Consider the following 414-nt stretch of genomic DNA (forward strand, 5'->3'; position numbering starts at 1 on the left):
TGTTCAGCCCGGGGACATGACCGACGGGTGTTCGGGGACATGGCCGACACATCATAGTGCATGGATTTGGCAGCGTGGGAGGCCAAGTCCATGCCCTGGCGAGAAGTGTCGGTGATGGATCAGCGACGGGAGTTCGTTCGGCTTGCGATGCAGGAGGGAGCGAACCGGCGGGAGCTCTGTCGACGGTTCAATATCCATCCCGACACGGGCTACAAATGGCTTGCACGATGGCAGGCCGACCAGAACATTGAGGACCGCTCGCGGCGGCCGCATGCGAGTCCGGGACAGACCGATTGCAAGCTGGAGGCCTGCATTATCGCGATACGCGATGCTCATCCAGCATGGGGAGCTCGCAAGATAGCTCGTTGTCTCGAGCGAGAAGGCCATTACTCGCCGGCAGTATCAACGGTCCAT

Annotated in this window: 1 protein-coding gene; it reads left to right on the plus strand. The window is 60.6% G+C overall.

What is annotated here, in order from left to right; genetic code table 11:
* Positions 1–90: 90 nt before the first annotated feature.
* A partial coding sequence (locus RAD10_RS41525) for a helix-turn-helix domain-containing protein (protein WP_461621989.1) occupies positions 91–414 on the plus strand: 324 nt, incomplete at its 3' end.

The organism is Bradyrhizobium sp. 23AC (genome assembly GCF_054863025.1).